16 protein-coding genes, 1 tRNA gene and 1 pseudogene are annotated in these 16596 nt (G+C 38.8%); 9 read left to right on the forward strand and 9 right to left on the reverse strand.

The features are described 5' to 3' along the window. Positions 1–183: 183 nt before the first annotated feature. From AB7E63_RS00950 to AB7E63_RS00985, 8 genes and pseudogenes are all read left to right on the forward strand, one after another. Positions 184–384 (forward strand): hypothetical protein, encoded by a 201-nt coding sequence (locus AB7E63_RS00950; protein ID WP_006340689.1) that lies wholly within the window; start codon positions 184–186, stop codon positions 382–384. After that, positions 380–603: pseudogene (gene dinD, locus AB7E63_RS00955) on the forward strand (DNA damage-inducible protein D); the annotation flags it as partial. The gene AB7E63_RS00950 and the pseudogene dinD, both read left to right, overlap by 5 nt. Before the next feature lie 306 nt (positions 604–909). Then, the gene (locus AB7E63_RS00960) at positions 910–2238 is read left to right on the forward strand and encodes a tyrosine-type recombinase/integrase (protein ID WP_100067492.1); all 1329 of its coding nucleotides are present in this window, start codon (positions 910–912) and stop codon (positions 2236–2238) included. After that, a complete protein-coding gene (locus AB7E63_RS00965) occupies positions 2231–3040 on the forward strand; it encodes a hypothetical protein (RefSeq protein WP_006340685.1) in 810 nt (269 codons plus the stop codon). Before AB7E63_RS00960 ends, AB7E63_RS00965 begins: the two co-directional genes overlap by 8 nt. A gap of 61 nt (positions 3041–3101) precedes the next feature. Further along, positions 3102–3299: a helix-turn-helix transcriptional regulator gene (locus AB7E63_RS00970; protein WP_036746017.1), complete on the forward strand. Its 198-nt coding sequence runs from the start codon at positions 3102–3104 to the stop codon at positions 3297–3299. Further along, positions 3296–4957 (forward strand): AAA family ATPase, encoded by a 1662-nt coding sequence (locus AB7E63_RS00975; protein ID WP_006340684.1) that lies wholly within the window; start codon positions 3296–3298, stop codon positions 4955–4957. Before AB7E63_RS00970 ends, AB7E63_RS00975 begins: the two co-directional genes overlap by 4 nt. A gap of 85 nt (positions 4958–5042) precedes the next feature. Beyond that, complete coding sequence (locus AB7E63_RS00980; RefSeq protein WP_428418455.1) at positions 5043–5483, forward strand: DUF5681 domain-containing protein; 441 nt, start codon at positions 5043–5045, stop codon at positions 5481–5483. Then, positions 5480–5704 (forward strand): hypothetical protein, encoded by a 225-nt coding sequence (locus AB7E63_RS00985; protein WP_036746015.1) that lies wholly within the window; start codon positions 5480–5482, stop codon positions 5702–5704. Before AB7E63_RS00980 ends, AB7E63_RS00985 begins: the two co-directional genes overlap by 4 nt. A 64-nt stretch (positions 5705–5768) precedes the next feature. Here the strand turns inward: AB7E63_RS00985 and AB7E63_RS00990 are convergent, their stop codons facing one another. The 6 genes from AB7E63_RS00990 to AB7E63_RS01015 all read right to left on the reverse strand — a co-directional run bounded on the left by AB7E63_RS00990 (position 5769) and on the right by AB7E63_RS01015 (position 12208). Next, the gene (locus AB7E63_RS00990) at positions 5769–6647 is read right to left on the reverse strand and encodes a hypothetical protein (protein WP_036746013.1); all 879 of its coding nucleotides are present in this window, start codon (positions 6645–6647) and stop codon (positions 5769–5771) included. A gap of 2 nt (positions 6648–6649) precedes the next feature. Next, positions 6650–8053: a DNA methyltransferase gene (locus tag AB7E63_RS00995; RefSeq protein WP_206535928.1), complete on the reverse strand. Its 1404-nt coding sequence runs from the start codon at positions 8051–8053 to the stop codon at positions 6650–6652. Positions 8054–8152: 99 nt separating this feature from the next. After that, positions 8153–10240, reverse strand: a complete 2088-nt coding sequence (locus AB7E63_RS01000) for a P-loop NTPase fold protein (protein ID WP_006340680.1) — start codon at positions 10238–10240, stop codon at positions 8153–8155. Between the two features lie 155 nt (positions 10241–10395). Further along, a tRNA-Pro gene (locus AB7E63_RS01005) sits at positions 10396–10470 on the reverse strand. A 10-nt stretch (positions 10471–10480) separates the two neighbouring features. Then, positions 10481–10732, reverse strand: a complete 252-nt coding sequence (locus AB7E63_RS01010; RefSeq protein ID WP_036746038.1) for a hypothetical protein — start codon at positions 10730–10732, stop codon at positions 10481–10483. Between the two features lie 72 nt (positions 10733–10804). Next, positions 10805–12208 carry a DUF1254 domain-containing protein gene (locus tag AB7E63_RS01015; RefSeq protein WP_284452622.1) on the reverse strand — a complete coding sequence of 468 codons (1404 nt, stop codon included), beginning with the start codon at positions 12206–12208 and terminating at the stop codon, positions 10805–10807. A gap of 214 nt (positions 12209–12422) precedes the next feature. Between AB7E63_RS01015 and AB7E63_RS01020 the strand changes: the two genes are divergently transcribed. After that, positions 12423–13019 carry a hypothetical protein gene (locus tag AB7E63_RS01020; protein ID WP_284452621.1) on the forward strand — a complete coding sequence of 199 codons (597 nt, stop codon included), beginning with the start codon at positions 12423–12425 and terminating at the stop codon, positions 13017–13019. Between the two features lie 44 nt (positions 13020–13063). Here the strand turns inward: AB7E63_RS01020 and AB7E63_RS01025 are convergent, their stop codons facing one another. From AB7E63_RS01025 to AB7E63_RS01035, 3 genes are read right to left on the reverse strand one after another with little or no spacing between them, the layout of a single operon-like run. Beyond that, positions 13064–14377: a hypothetical protein gene (locus tag AB7E63_RS01025; RefSeq protein WP_284452620.1), complete on the reverse strand. Its 1314-nt coding sequence runs from the start codon at positions 14375–14377 to the stop codon at positions 13064–13066. A 5-nt stretch (positions 14378–14382) separates the two neighbouring features. Beyond that, positions 14383–15222, reverse strand: a complete 840-nt coding sequence (locus AB7E63_RS01030) for a glycosyltransferase family 2 protein (protein ID WP_006340675.1) — start codon at positions 15220–15222, stop codon at positions 14383–14385. Then, entirely contained in the window at positions 15219–16511 is a 1293-nt protein-coding gene (locus AB7E63_RS01035; protein WP_006340674.1) for a glycosyltransferase, read from the reverse strand. The genes AB7E63_RS01030 and AB7E63_RS01035 overlap by 4 nt, the downstream gene beginning before the upstream one ends. Between the last annotated feature and the right edge of the window lie 85 nt (positions 16512–16596).

Here is a 16596-nt window from a genome sequence, read left to right on the forward strand (position 1 = left end):
AGGACAAGAAAAGTTTCGTATGATGAATCTTAACAAAAGTTTGCTTCACATCAAGTAAAAACAAAATGTTGAAAATAGAAGGGCGAGAAGAAACAATAGATTTCATAAATAAATGCAGAAAAAAGACTTGAGAGCAATGTAAAGAGGGAAGATTTTATATATAAAATTTTCAAATGGACACGTATGAAATTTATCTTTCTACTTTTTATTCTGATTCCTTTTTTGCTATGCGCAAATGGAATCGAAGATGCTCAAACTTATCACCATCATTCTACATTGCAGTGGCGCATTGCGATGGAAACGATCGATTTAATTCCTTGGAATGAATGCGACAATGTTTTAGATGTTGGTTGCGGAGATGGAAAAAGGGATTATATGGGGTAGTACAGAGCTCACAGCCAATCTGTTTAGAGCGACTCAAGCTAAAGGTAAAATTCGTCGAGAAAATATCCAAGGGAAAAATAAAGCTAACCAAACTCACTACGTCAAACTATTGAAAAGTTAGGAGGTACTATGCCACAAGATTTACCTGTTGCTGAAAAAAGTATTAGGCAACTGGAAAAAAAAATCAGTAAAAGGTTAATAGAAGCAACTAAGGATTAACTTAAAAAATTCTTTGTGAAATCTTACCTACAGCCTCAAAAATACAAAGGGCATTCTAAAAGAGAATGCCCGTAAGTTCTAGAGGAAAGAATCTGAGTGAGAGGATTCGAACCTCCGACCCCTTGCACCCCATGCAAGTAATTTACTGTTTTTTCCCATTTCATTCAATCTCATTGTCCCCTCAAAAATAAGCCTTAAGGCTATATCTTGTATTGATTTACATCAATATTTTGTTGCATAATGTGCGATCCTTTATTAAGTGGTCTTATCCACCACCTGTCCACCACCCAAAATATGAGATTGATTATGAAAGAGATTATTCCGAAAACTAACGCTGATGACTACTGTCAAAAGCTTCAGCCTAAAGAAAAGCCCTATTACGTACGCGATTCACAGGTTAAAGGTCTAGTCTTACGAGTCAAACCAACCGGATCTAAGTCATGGATTTTTTGTTATACGGTTCCATGCCACAAGCGTAAATGGCGTGAACGAAAAAAAGGACTTGGATGTTTTAAAGGTGGACGCACGGGTGTTGCAGGGGTATCCGTCAAAACAGCGCGAACAGAAGCTGAAAGGATGAAGCATGAAGTAAGGCATAACGGAGCCGATCCGGTAGAGGATAAGCGAAAGCGGGCTGCCGAGGTTATTCGCGAGCAAGCGAGTCGGGTATTGGTAAAAGATCTATTTGAACGTTGGGCCAACACTGACCTGGTAAACCGTAAAGATAAAGGAGCTGAAGCGCGCCGAATGATGCTTAAGGACGTTATCCCCTCTATCGGAGAACTCAACATTAAAGAAGTCAGAAAGGGTCATATTACTGAAATCACGGATCAACTTTTACAAAGAGGCGTCAACCGAATGGCAAAAGTTGTTTTTAGCCTTATCCGACAGATGTTTCGCTTTGCTGTCACACGCGACCTTCTTGAGTTTGACCCCACTGCCGCCATTAGCAAAACAACAATTGGAGGGGCCAATGTTGAACGCGATCGCGTATTAAGCGAGGATGAAATCCAAGAGCTTGGAATAAAACTTTCATCTGCGGGTATGGCGGATACAGCAACCATAGCAATTTGGCTTGTGCTTGGTACGTGTTGTCGTATTGGGGAACTCTTGAAAGCACGTTGGAGCCATTTTGACTTTAACCGTAAGTTGTGGCGCATCCCTTCTGAAAATAGCAAAAATGACCGTGAACACATTATTTTCCTTTCCCTTTTTACATTTAGTCTCTTCACCCAACTCAAAGCAATCACAGGTGAAGGAGAGTGGTGTTTTCCTGCCAGTCGCCTTGATGATCATCATGTTTGCCCTAAAACTATTACCAAGCAAATTACAGACCGTCAACGTTCTCTGCCTAATCTCAAGAACCGGACAAAAAATAATGCAGCCCTCATGCTTTCCAGAGGCCTTTGGAAGCCGCATGATTTACGCAGGACGGGAGCCACATTGATGACTGCGCTTGGAGTTCTTCCTGAGGTTGCTGAACGTTGCCTCAACCATACTGAAGAAAACCGGGTTAAGCGAATCTATCAGCGTCATACCTATGAATCTGAAATGAAAATGGCTTGGGAGAAGTTAGGAAATCATCTTGAGAAGCTAACGGGAGTAACATTAAGTCTTGGAGCGAAAAATGGTTAAAACTTTCACGCCAGTCATTTCAGCGAATTTTCTAAAAATGATAGAAGATAGTCACGTAGGGAAAGCCCTTATCGAGATTACAGGCTTCAGTGCATATAAAATGCTTACCAGATTCAGCTTGAATTTGCCGACATTGTCGAATCCTACAGGATGGTCTGTAGATTGTGATGCTAGCCTTAATTATAATCCACATGATGTCATCCTTTTTTTGAAGTATGCGTGGCTTTATTCAGAAACAGAGAGAAATGAGCATATTGATAACCTAATACATGCTGTAGTTCAGGACATAACAGGTTTTGAGAAAAGTCTTTTGATTGAAGATGGTCAAAGAAGATTGAATGAAACGGTCAAAGTATTGAAAAGCCAAGAAGGGATAATAGTTCAAAAAGACGACGATATTAGAATTGCTCATGATAAGTTAACAAAAACTCATTTGGAATTGGAGACCCAAAAAACTCAACTAAGCCAGCAGGAAAATAAACTGAAATTGATCCGTAGCAAACTGGACGTCAAAGTGCAAAAAGAAAAAGACACCAGTCTCAGAAATTCAAAATCAGCCAGTGAACCGCGGGGTTGTAAAGAAATGGAGAAGCTTCTTAAGGAGCTTGTGGGGAATAATCCAAAGAAAAAACCAAAAGAATTGTGGGCTTTAATTTCTTGGGAGCGTGATGGAGGGGAACTTTATAGAGAAAATGATAAATTATTTCATGATATCGAGTGTGGTTGTAAAGAATTTGGCATCAAAGCTTTCTATGCACGAATTCAAAAAATCAAGGGAGAATTCGAAAAAAATTCCAGCTAGCGACGCTAAATAGAATTCGGTGTGAGACGCTTTAACACATAGTAACAACAAAGGAGACTATGTGAAAACGCAATTTACACCATATTTAAAAGATACGCAAGTTGCAAACCGTTATTCTGTCGACAGGTCGACAGTTTGGCGATGGGTCAAGAAAGGAAAATTGCCTAAGCCGTGTAAGCTTGGAATTCGGTCAACGCGATGGCGTATAACAGAGCTAGAACAATGGGAGAGCTCACAGTTTTCAGGGGAGGATAAATGATGCCTAAATCAAATCCTATCGATAAAAAAGATGCCGTCCGGGCAATGGACGGCAATCTTATAAATCAGAATCCTGATTCGATCGACACAAAGTATATCCAAGATAGTCCTAAGATACAACCCAATGCTTTCAAAATCGTAAAAGGAAAAGGGGTTATTTTTACTCAATCCGTAAAAAACACCATAAAACAACAATTCGGATGTCGATTCAGCGACTGCTATAAGCTGTTTATTGGCCCCATTGCGAGGAAGGCCGAAGTTCAATCCTTTTTGGATAAGTCAGGCATTGAAGTTAAATTGATAGACATTTTTGCCAACCTTGAAAAAGGCCAAAAAATTGAAGGATTGCAAACGCGCTTAAGTATACTTGATGAAGAAATACACACTTTATTTAACGAATTTATTGTTCAAGCCCATCATTATGACCGTACACGCGCATATCAAGATTTTGAAGTAGAACCTAGTCCACATGAACCTGCTAAGCCAAACGATGACCTTAGGTTTTGTATAGAAAACCGCCTGTATGATTCTGCCGTAAAAAGAAAGAATCTTGAAAAGGAACGGGAAAACCTTCAACGCTCTTTAGATTTACACTTGCAAGAAGATGTAGAGCTTCAAACAAAAGGAAGGTTAGAAGGTACAAAGGGTAGCTTAAAAGAGTTTATATTTGTGAAGGCTAGCGATCTTGAAATATCACCTCCTAAATGGATCGTTGAAGATTATTTGGAAGAAAATAGTTTAGCACAAATTTTTGGAGATCCAGCTTCCGGTAAAACCTTTATCGCATTGGACTTGGCGGCATCGATTGCTACAGGGAAATCATGGATGGGGAAAGAAGTAAAAAAGGGAGTTGTCTTTTACATAGCCGGAGAAGGGCATAACGGTTTGTCACGTAGACTAAAGGCATGGAGTGAATACTATGAATTAGTTGTAGAAGATTTGTACATTAGCAAACAACCCGCTCAGTTTATGGATGAAAATCATGCAAGGACTGTTTCTGAAGCAATTCGAAACCTATCACTAGCACATGGTAAGCCGGCGCTTATTGTCATAGATACCCTAGCGCGAAATTTCGGCGGTGGAGATGAAAATAAAACCCAAGACATGAATAAATTTATTTTTTCGATAGATGTGCATATTAGATTACCTTTTTCGTGCTGTGTGTTGATTATCCATCACACAGGCCATAATGATAAGGATCGTGCAAGAGGTGCAATGGCTTTAAAAGGTGCTTTGGATGCAGAGTATTGCATTAGAAAAAAGAATGAATTGATTTCAATGACTGCTACTAAGATGAAGGATTCGGAGCTTCCTCCTACCATTTCATTTCGTTTGTCCCCTATCAGCATTGGTATTTTAGATCATAAAGGAAAAAATATTCATAGTGCAGTTCTTGAACCAGGATCTTGCGTCAATGATGCTAATCTTGAAAAAGTTAGAGCCCTAATTCCCAAGACAGGAATTAACCAAGGAGATTTGATCGTAAAAATCAAAGGCAGTTTAGCTGATACGTCCAATAAAAAGGCTCAAGAGCTATTAGATAAAGGGTTGACTACTCACTGGTACATAGGGAAAGGGGATAATAACGCGTCAATTTATAAGCCGTTTTTCGGTTTTCCATCTCCTAAGGATCAGGAAACTGAAAAACCAAAGAAATGAGAAAAGTTGTAGGCGGTTTTTCGGTTTTTCAATGCAGGCCATAAAAAACCGAAAAACCATCAGATCAATAAAATAGAGGTTTCACATGCCTGAAAATGCAGGACAAATGCAGGTGACGGGAAAATTTCGAAAGGGACAATCCGGCAACCCACAAGGCAAAGCCAAGGGTACAAAGAATCGGGCTACCCTTGCAGCCGAGCAAGTCTTACAAAGTGATTTGGATAATATATGTCACAAGTTGATTGAAGAGGCTTTGACTGGAAATATACAAGCAATCAGGTTAGTCCTAGACCGGGTATTACCGATAAAAAGAGATCGCGATATCAAAATTAGACTTCCAAAACTACAAACAACAGATGACGCCGTGAAGGCGATGTCGTTGATTATTGAATCTGTAAGTTGTGGAAACATCACACCAAGCGAAGGGGAAGCGATGTCTAAAGTCGTTGACGCCTTTATGAAGGCTATTCAAGTTTATGATGTTGAAAAAAGGGTTGTCAAATTAGAGCAAGAGGTAAGGAAATGACGAAATCGATTGAAGAGAGGGTGAAAAAGCTTGAGGTCATACTAAAAGTCAATCAAAGCAAGCGGCGAATTGCGACTGTGATTTATAATCCCGATATTTGTTCTCGAGCCAATCTTCCACATATCGAAGCAGATGTCATTTTGTGTTTGCCGGACAATGGTCGTAGATCACCAAGAGACAAGTCACTACCATCTGAAGGATATTTAATTCGTTATTCATGATTGATCAAGGCTATGGTGTAGTACCAGAGGATTCATATGTTATTCGCTATTGGCAAGCATCAAATTAGCATTGCACAGTTTTAAGAAAAGTAATTAACGATTCTTTTTCAGAAAAAGAGGCTCTGATTATATCGTTATTGTTATAATCCACAATAACTTCGAATTTAGCAAATGTTCCAATGGGATGGTTGATATCTAAATTTTCTAGTTTTTTGATTGCATCTTCAACAGAAGGGAATTCATGACGGTTTCCGAAAAGGGGAAGTATAGCCACACTAATAATATATCTTTCAAGAGCAGCCCTTAGTTTGTTCATGAAGGCTTCAATGTTATCAAAGCTAATTTTAATTAAACTGTCGAGCAATTCCGTTTTCTTCTTGATTGAGATTTCTGCTATTTGTTGTATAGCAGAGACATAGTCAGAATCTTCAGTATCTTCATCAAAACTAATATTAATGTTTATGAATTCAAAAGCTTTGATAACGTCGTCATAGGGTATATATAAAACAGCAAATCTATTATTCTCTAATTGTCTCAGAGAAGGCTCCGTGAATTCGCCAGCAAGAATGACACCAATAAAAGGCGCAGATAATTCGTATAATTCTCTAATAGGCAGAATGGCTCCTTGAATTTCTTGAGCCTTATTTTTAGAATGTTTTGTATAACGTCTCCAGGCGGCTTCGATGAAGGCTAATGGCCTCCCAATCAAATCCTCAGTTCCATTGGCTTCAATGACAAAATCAAGATCATGAGTATTTCCATATTTATCATTCCAAGTTACTTTTTTGCCTTTTCTAGCTTTACGATCTTTTTGCCAGTCCAAATAATAGTTTTTTGACTTAGTGAATTCTAGTAAACGAGGTAGCAATATTTTGTTTAATACTAAATCTTCCAACAGGTTACCTAATTCCTGTCCGAACTTATGTGATGGTGAAGCTGCCATTACTATCCTTTAATCCAAAGACGGCCTTCGTGTAGAAGAACATCATGTTTTCTGTTTTTCCATTTAACATTTCGATCTCTGATTTTTTCGAATTCCCATGATTTAAAGCCGTAAGCAACTGCAAGTTCACCAAACCATCGTTCTACAGGAGCATGAACACCATAAGGAGCGGAATCTCCAATGACAATACAGATTGTTGAACCTGATTTTGTAACTCTTCTCAAAGCTTTAAAGGTTTTTGCCATGTCAGCAAAATAAGCGGCAATCATGAGATGATATGCTTTATTCCCCCCCTTTGTCTTTCTTACTTCATTTAACTCATTGCATACGACTGTTAATTCGTCTTTGATCGGCAGAATGTAAGGATCATTTAATAATTCATTCAAATCCATTTTGTCTTTGGATGCATGTTGTGAGCTAGAGCAAATCAAATACTGCCTTACAGTTTCATGCAAATCTCCCCATGAAGCTACTTCACCCCAGAATGTCATTTCCAACCTTGTAGCGTCCGCATAGTCGTAGTTATTGGCATATGGAGGTGAAGTAATGACTAGATCTATAGAATTATCAGGAACACCAGCAAGAGTTCTGGCATCACTTTGAATGAGTTTAGCGAGACTTTCTTTGGATTGATTTTGCATGAATTGCATATCATCCAACATACACTTTGATTGAAGTTGAAGTGCATCATAAGGGTTAGTTACTCTTGCTTTATTCTTATTAGGCAACACATATTGCCACTGTGCAGTACCAACATGACTCGTTGCTCGCAAAATTGAGTTAATCGCTAAAAAAACTAGATTGTTGATTGATACTGACCACGAAGGTGAAAGTTCGAGATAAGCAGCTTTAAGAGCATACAGATCTTGTAAGTTTTCTTCTGAGTAACACTTTTTAATTAATTCTGGTGTTTCATTAAGTGTAATTGTATCTTTAAGTTCTATAGCTAATCTTTTTAAATCATTAATGGCAACTTCAAAATTTTCAATGTTTTCATCCCAAGATAGTTTTCCATTCCCTAGTCGATATACAAATGGATGAGATTCTATACCATAAGAGTGAATACCGAGTTTATCTGCTACGACGCAGACAGTACCAGAGCCAACAAATGGGTCAAGAACCACAGTAGCGTTACAGGCGTTTAACACTTCTTCTACCCAAATAGCCGAAAATCCAGCCGAATATCTAAACCATCTATGCACTGGAATTTTCATATTATCTAAAAAAGTTCCGGAGGTTTTTTTATCCGATTTTTTAGTCGCTTTAGCCTTTATATTCGAATTATCACAAAATCTAGTTGGAATGGTCTCTTGGGCTAGCATTTCAGGTATCTCACTATAAATAAAATGGGTTTGTAAAATGAAAAACCACAAAAAGCAGCAATATTTTTTCATTTGAACTTTCATAAGCTTTCTTTTCCATAAACACATGATTCTATGGTTTTCGATAGATCGCCTGCTCTAAAAGAGCAGAATTTGTAAAATAAAGTATTTTTCATATAAAACCTAGCATTTTAACCGTTCTTCGTAACTGTGGATAAAGCAATTAATTATGCTCAAAACATCTTGGGAATCAGAGTCTTTTGATTTTAGGGATCTAATTCGATCGATTATTTGGTCGCTGTTTAGAAAAGGATCAAGTTTATCTAGGTCAATGGTGTAGCGAGTTTGATGAAAACCGCTAAAAGGATCAATATAAAATTCAGGTAACGTGAAGTATCCGAGGAACTGGATAAGATCTTCATCCTTTGTTAATGCTCCAGTTAACCATTCGTTCATTTCAGAGGGATTTTCTCCGTGTTCTTTCCAAGATTTGAGTACCATCGGAAGGTAAGGAGAGCTTAAAAATTGAGGGGAGTGTGCCAGTTTTTTTGTTTTTTTTGCGGCCTCTTGGAACAAAGGAATCAATTCCTCATTTTTGGGAATTAGAGGACTTTCTGGTCGACCTGCTGAAGCAATGTCTTCAGTATGTTCTAATTGCAATCTTCCTAATATAAAAAATATTAAAGAAACGCTATTGCTACTACCTATTGAGTCAACAATAATTTTGATCCGATTTTCTGAAGATATTCGTCGAAGAAGCTTGGAGATAATGTCCCAAACATAAAAAACATTATCTGGAGCATCCCAAAAAGATTTCTGTCTATCTTTAATTGAAAGAAGCTGATCACCAACGCAAAAAAGGGCTTTAATTACATTGGGAATATCTTCTTGTCGTAGGGTTTCTTGAGTAAAGTCTGTTAAACGATTTAAAAATCCATGCAATCGGGTGCGCCCATTAGCCCCTTCCTCCTCATTCAGCCGAAGCAATAGAGTAACAAAAGCTCCGGAATCTTTTGCTATGGATAGCGCATGTTCCATCTCGGTGTGTGAAATTGAACCTATAGGAACGGCGAGTCGGAAATACGTGGTAAAGCAATCTGGACTACAAATTTGACGATTCTTCCTCCAGGACACCTGCCAACCGGCATCGAATTTTATTGTTCTGTGTAATTTTGGAAATAATACTTCTAAAATGGAAGTTAGAGCCGCCTGCTCTTCTGAATTTTTGCCTTCCAATAGAGATTCGATCCATTGCTTAGAGGATTTGTCATCTCCACCCCCTGTTAGCAATGTTGAACTTGTCCTAACCAGATGATAGCTATCTGGACAAAAAACCCTAAGAGTTTCTAAAGCTATGAAATCAACAGGATTCACTTCGTTGCGGACGCATTGATAGGTGACATTTAATGTATTCATTAACCGAATAACATCTCTGGGAGTTTTAATGTAATACTGAATACCGCGAAGAAGGGTCGTGTGCCATCGTTGCTGATCAAAATGTTCTCGTGGTAGATCGCATAGCAATTGATCAAGGCGTTTACACAAAAAGGATATCAGCTCATTTTTTTCGGGTTGGGGCAACTCGAATGGTACTTGAATTATCTTTTTTAAGTAGTCTTTGCCGGAAATAAATTGCTCTTTCAGGGCATGAGCAACGACGTTTTCGTCAAAAGCCAAGAGATAGATAACGTTTGGAAAATTTGCGACGCTTTTAACTAATTTAAATACTTGGGAAACTTCTTCCTTTGTCAGGCGGTCTATGTCATCGATAATTATCAATATTTTTTTCTTTTGCTTACGAAGAGCATTAACGAGAGTCTCACGCTTTTGATCAATCAATGCATATTTCTCGATGCATTTTTTCTTAAATTGAGAGATCAATCTATAAGCAATTTTTACATACCACGGAACGTCTACCTCAGATACGAGATCTGCAAAATCTAAAAGCAGATTAGCTAAATCGCCTGCATCAGCTTGATTCAAGGCAGCCTTAAGAGCAGCAAAAAAACGAATGGTTAGGTCTTCCTGTCCGGAGAACCACCATGGATTAAAAGAAACTACGATTACTTGAGAATCTTGCTCTTCCTTAAGATGATGTTGAACAAGGTTCAACACAGAAGTTTTTCCTGAGCCCCACGGCCCATGTATACTTAGCACAGTCCCTTCTGAGGACATGTGTCTTATTGTTTTAGCTAATTGGTAAGCAAATGAATTGTAGCCTAGAACATCTTGAGAAGGGTCTCTTAGAGGTTCATCAGAGTGAATTATCATTTGAGGCTCCTAAAAATGACTGGAAAACATAAATTTTGAACGATACGTAAATCACAAACATGACATGCATGAATCCACCACCTATCCACCACCCGAAGAAAAAAAAGGACTTAAGAAAAGCGATCAAGCCTTCGTAAGTCCTTAAGGAAAAAGAATCTGAGTGAGAGGATTCGAACCTCCGACCCCTTGCACCCCATGCAAGTGCGCTAGCCAAGCTGCGCTACACCCAGATAAAATGAATTAAAGGGCAACAAGGCCTTCAAATTGAAGGTCTGTATTCCTAAATTGTAGAACGGCAATACGCGCGCATTCTTCAATAATCTTTTCGAGAGGATCTGCAGGATGTACTTCTGCCGCTGAAATATCAACAGAAATAGAGGCTGAAAAAACAGCTCCGCCGCGAATGCCTTTCGCTTTAAAATTGGCAAAAATGCCATCTTTTTTCTTCGTAATATTAATAAAGCGAATTAAGTTATTCTGAGCAAGGTCCATATGATTTCTCTCTTGATAAAGAGCAAAATCGTACGCTCTTTTTTGTTTCAAGTCAACGTTAAAATACCTCCTTTATAATGTCGAAATGCCTCTATTTTGGACAATGGGGGGCTTCCACATTCCATCCAATAGTTCTTTTTCAGGCCAATAAAAACGAAAGGTCAAAACAAATGGACCTTTAGGAGCTGGTAACCAATTGGCTTCTTTTTCCTTATCTGGCGGGCTATTTTGAATGTAAAGATCTAGCGATCCATCGGAGTTATATTTAAAAGGATCGCGAGAACTTAGGTTGTATCGATTCAAAGGATTTTTTACAAAAAAATACTGGTTGTTATAGAGGGTTAAGGACCAAAATCCTTTGACTGGAGGCATTTGACCCTTTTCAAAATGGATGACGTATTTGTAGGTTCCGTCGAGTTGCTGCCCACGACTATCGACGTGTGTGGATGGATAGATGGCGTCTTCAGGTAAATTGGCTCCTAATCCCACAGCCGCAATGAAAGCGCGCTGAAGATAGTCGGTTCCATACTGGCCTGTTTTAAGGATAAAATCCCAGCCGTTGATCGTTTTACCTGCTTTTGAGACGTGTGCTAGGATCTTTTCTTGTGCTAGCCTTGGAACCAGTTGTAGAACACGTGCAATGTTTGGGTTTAACTGGGCTTGTTCCAACTTATGCCCTGCCACTATCCCAATTTTAGAGATTCTCTCCAGAATAGGGGCATCTTCATGGGCCGGGGGATTTTCTACCATGAGCGCCATCATGCGGTTAAAAAAAGTAACGGCATCTAAATAATTCACTTGATCGCGCACGGGTGTTTTCATATCAATTTTAGGATTAAAAGAGCCTTTGGGTGGTGTGTAATCCTTTCCAAAGTAGCTGAGTGGTTTCACGCTATATTGATCTTGTATGGCATGCACAAGCTTATAATCTTCCGGTGTTCCTGTACTGTAAGTTCTGCCTAAAACCCACACGAGATTGGTGGGTGATTTGAACTCTTTCACTCCATCTGGCAATGTCCCATTCCATTTGGGTCCTGTGATGGCATAATCTCCTGCTTGTGTGCCCGTTGTTCGAGTTCCTGGGGCTGCGAAAATATTGGTCCAAGCGCTTAGCATAGGCATCAGGTAGTAACGGTTTCCTTCTTCTGGAACATGCAAAATATAGGGTTCTTTCGAAAGGTCTAACCAGGCTATTGAATAAAGAGTATCTGCATTAGGTGTCGTAACATCTTTAAAATCTGCATTGGGATAGGTTCTTAGATTTCCAAATTGTCCCATTGGGGCTTTTCCAACGGTGGAATTTTCCGTATTTGTCATCACTTGTCGCGTCACATCCATCGTAATTAACGGATAGCCATAAATGTAGGCATCGATCGCAATTGCTTCTGCTTCTGCATCGCTGATTATACTCTGAGAAAAGCATGCAAGTGGAATTGAAATTAAAAAACAGAAACTGAGAACGAATGAGTTCTTCATAAAATGTCCTTTTGTGGTGTTTTGCATTTAGGCTGATCAAAAAATCTAGCTCTAAGCGCTGTAGGAGTCTTTTTTCGAAAAAAAATTAAAATAAGCGTTAGCAATTTACATAAATGAAAAAAATTTTAATATCCACAAAAAGAGGGAATTTACCTCTCCACTTAGACAATGACTACGAAAATACGAAAAACTGGAACACAAGGAGAAAGAAGTTATGAGTTGGATAGTAGATAGTTTACGGGCTGGGGAATTTGATTTGGAAACAGGTAAGCAAATTGATTTGAGTATGAAATATCAATTTTATTTGAACGGAGACAAAGAGCATCCCAAGGAATGTGTTTTTGCTGAGAGACTCGACCAAAAAGTTTTCTTAGCTACAGAACAACAAACCGTCGTGATCTCGCGTCTTTTTGCCGATTTACACACGAATGAAAAGGTTGTTATTGTTAAAAGATTTGAAGAGGTTTCGACAATGGTCCGCGTAAATAAAATTCTTAGTGAAGGGCGAATTGGAACTTTGATTATCGATGATGAAAATCGGATTCGTTTAAAAGTAACGGAGAGTACTGAACAGATTTTTCAAAATCTCCAGGTAAAAAATGTCATGATTAAAAAAAACAGCCATTATTTTTTGAGTGAAGAGCTCCTTTCGGTAGAAAAATTTAATGAGTATGAATATCAAAAATTAAAAGATGGCCATATTAAGGCTTGGTTGGAAAAACGTTATCCACAGCAATTAGAAGATCCAAACGAATTGTTTGTAAATACGGATGAGAAAAAGAAAAGAAGATGGTATCTCCTTTGTAAATAGAAGAGATTTTAAGGAAGGAAGAATTTCTATGTTCTTCCTTCGTTTTATGCAAGAGCCTGTACCGCCTCAAAATTGGCGTATGAGGGTTCTTCTTTAAGCGATCTGGCATATGCATAACCCGAGATAAGGAAAAGCAAAGCCATGGGTTTGTATGCGAGATAAACGTCAAAGAAGATCATGTTCACCATGAAAACGATGACCATCCACGTCAACTGCTTACTTTGTTTGCTAATTGAAAGGAATAGCCCGGCATACAAAAACGTGCCAATGAGGCCATTTTCTGTGAGAATACGCAAAAACCCCCCATCCAAAGCTGGAAAAGCAAAACCAGGACCAATACCTTGCAAGTAGCATTGTGGGTTAGCTAAGTATATTTTAAGAGCATAGCACCACTTATGCATACGCATCCACCAGCTTTGATCGAATTTTTCATCTGTTTCCAGCTTTTTGATTTCAGGTTCTGCTCGAATATCGATGTCTTCCCAAACCTGTTTCATGATTTCGATGTTTTTGTAACTGAGTAGGCCGTCACTGCGTAAGCCTTCCGTGTTGACGACGAGATACGCAATTCCAATCGATAAGCATCCAAGAAAGCTGGCAACGATAATAATCGATTTAAGACTAACCAAGTTTTTTAGTTTGATCATAAAGGGTACTAATAAAGCTGCAAGGGCGATGCGTGATCCGGATAAGATGACAAAAATGGCAAAGATCACAAATTGAACAAAAATGGCGCATTTATGATAGACCGTTTTTAGCCAGCGAGGAATCACGATGGGAATTCGTTTGCGAGCAAAATCGTCGAAGACCAAATAACAAAATAGCAGGTTAAGAATAGCGCCCGTTTCAGATGGAAAAGAGGCGATTCCTGTAACACGATAGGTGTTTTCTCCATAACCTGCAGAGCTAAATCCTCCAATTAAACCGACTTTTTGCATAGCCATGATGGCTAAATTCCAAACAAGAAAACCATACATGATTTTGCGTTCGCTCACAAAGTCATAAGCAAAGCATCCGACATAAAAAAATGTGGCATATTCTAAAATACGTAAACAATAAAAGATTTTGGAATGCACATGGAGACTATCGATCGAGACTAGAAATCGATTGCAAAAAAAAGAAAACAGAGAAAATCCCACAACTGCAAAAAGCCACTTTTCGAACTTGCATAAGGAGGTTTTTAAGGAAAAACGTGCCCAAAATAGGATAAAAAATGTTCCTAGTAAAATAACATCGTCTAGGCGAATACCCGCCGTTTCTTTTTCCGAAAATTTAATGAGATTGATTTTAGGGAAAAACAGAAGGGGCAAACAAAAGGCAAGAATAAGGCACGTTGTTTTTTTATCGAAAAGGCGCATATGGGTTACCTATCTAAGAACTTGACGAGGCAGTATTTTAAAAAGGAGTAAGCTGCACCAAAAGGAAAGATGTGTTTTAAATTGATTCTGAGTTCGTTTTGAGCAGAGTGTAAGCGCATTTTTCTCGGCATATTTCGACGCTGTGGTGTCCACCCTCTGCAATGATAAGCAATCAAATTCGGATGAAAAAGAAGCGACCAATTGTTTTTTTGGAGACGCAATGATAAGTCGATATCCTCTTTATACATGTAAAAATCGCTATTAAAAATCTCTTGTTCGTTAATTAAAACAGCATCTAATGCTTTTTTTCGACAAAAGAAAACGGCACCACAGATGGCAGGAATTTTCTCGATTTCTCGAAAGCGCTGAGGTTCGTATGTTTCTTCTTGTCCACGATCATACCACCGCCCATACCATGTATGAAAAATGCCTGTTGTATCATAGACGTTTTTAGGTTGGTTTGCCTGCATGTCATATTTTAAAGTTGTGCCTGTTAAGGCTCCACAGTTGGCATGGGAAGGATTTTGCATCATTTGCAAGGCCTGTTCTAAATAGGTGCTGGTGATAAAAGCATCGGGGTTTAGGAAAAAGACATAATCGGTATTTGGAGCCACATTTTTCCATCCCAAATTATTTCCCACACAAAAGCCCGCATCTTGTGGAGCGTAGACAAGTTCAACCAAAGGATTTTCCTGATAATCCCATAAATAGCTTTTATCTTTGGAACCTGTATCAACAATAATAATTTGTGAGGGGGAAACGGTCTGATTTTGCAAACATTCCATGGCTTTAGGGAGATGGAGTTGACTGTTATAAGTGACAATAATGATGGCTATCTGGTTCATATTTGTATGCTTGCAAGAAGTTTTAACGCGAGGGTTTTGCGATCATACTGACTTAAAATGGTTCGGCAAGGCTGGACATATTCCTTCACAACACAGTCTAGCTTGTTTCGTAAATACAGTTTTATTTTTTCCACATTTTCCAATACTTCACCCGCTTGCGCATCTAAAATGAGTTGTTGTGATTGTTCAATTCCTTTTCCACCGACAGCAATAGTCGGAGTACCCGAAAATAGGTACTCAAAGATTTTTCCTGTCAAAACGCCAGGGAAATCCAGATCTGTCCAGGGAAGAAATAAAAGGGCATGTGCATCTCTTTGCATGCGTAGGGCATCTTCTCTTTTGCGCATGCCATAGTTCTTGACCCATTGAGAGACTTGATATTTTTCAACAAGTGTGTGGAGATTTCCGAGCTGTTCACCGACAAAAATCACTTCTAATTTATTTAAGAGAGCTAGATCATGAGGATCCTTTTGCATTTCTGCAATGGCTTGAAAAAGGGGAGAGGGATCTCTTTTGGCTGAATAAATTGAGCCGGTGTGGACAATGCGAAATTTCCCATCTTCGGGAAAGATCGATTCCACTGGAAGCTTTTCACGATCACTTAGATCAAACCCATTTTCAAGGGTCAATACCTTTTTCTGTGGGTATTTTTTTTCAAAATCCTTCGCAAAGGGTGTGCTGACTGTAGTTAGAAGATCGGCTGATTGCATGAGTTTTCGTTCCCACCAGTTTTCGAAGCAGTTAAAAGGGAAAATGCCAGGATAGATATAATTATCACTCCATGAATCCCTAAAGTCCGCAATCCATTTTCTCCCTAGTCCCTGTTTCTTGAGCTTTTGAGCGACGACATGTACGGCATAAGGTCCTGAAGTGCTGACGATTAAATCCCAAGTTCCTTGCTTTTCAATGTATTTATAAGCGGGATTAATCCAAAGATCGGTTAAATCGGGCATGCGACAGGCATTAAAAATTCCTGTTTTGGTACGGAGCTTTTGAAAGCTATTCCAGAGAAGCGTTTTCAGCGAAAATGATTTTTGCGATTCTTGCGTTTTTCTATCTTTCTGATAACTTTTTTTAACGGTGCTCAAAAAATCTGAATAAGGAATTTCATGCACCCTAAATCCTGAATTCTCCAAAGTAAGAGATGTACATGAGGAAGGCATTTTTTGTGTGGTTAATACGGATACTTCGTGGCCTGCTTCTGCCCAAAATTTGGCCCAAGAATAGGGTCTAAGAGAGGCTATAGAATTTAGGGGGGGGAAAAAAGTCGAGATAATTAAAATGCGCAAAGCAAACTTTCCTTTTTGAAGATTGTGGCAGGCAATATCATAAGAAAGGCAGGCGTATAATTCAAACGAATTGATGGAGTTGGGT

Origin of the sequence: Parachlamydia sp., from assembly GCF_050255895.1 — a bacterium.
Lineage (GTDB): Bacteria > Chlamydiota > Chlamydiia > Chlamydiales > Parachlamydiaceae > Parachlamydia > Parachlamydia acanthamoebae.